The following is a 288-nucleotide window of genomic DNA, read 5'->3' on the forward strand; positions in this document are numbered from 1 at the left end:
CTTGGCTTCATTCAGAATCTCTCCTAAGCGCTGTGAGTTCTTTTCGGCCGAAATTACCAGACTACTTGTCTCTTCATTTGCTTGGATTGCTTCAGCTAGTGATTCTTGCCTTATGCGAAAAGCATAGCTCTGGCCAAGCCATATAATGATCATTGGCAATAAGTAGCCGGAATAGGTGTCTATAAGTTTCTGGCTTTCACTGAAAGGATAGTTGTTCCATACCACACCGCTGCGATCGAAGTACACCAATAAGCCAATGCTAGTGAATGAGGTGCAAAACCAAAATAG

General features: G+C 43.1%; 1 protein-coding gene. It reads right to left on the reverse strand.

Annotated elements, in window-relative coordinates; all coding sequences use genetic code 11:
- Nucleotides 1–246 (reverse strand): hypothetical protein (locus A3757_RS26550; protein ID WP_231878237.1); only part of this gene is annotated, 246 nt, incomplete at its 3' end.
- Between the last annotated feature and the right edge of the window lie 42 nt (nt 247–288).

It is taken from the genome of Oleiphilus sp. HI0117, from assembly GCF_001635235.1.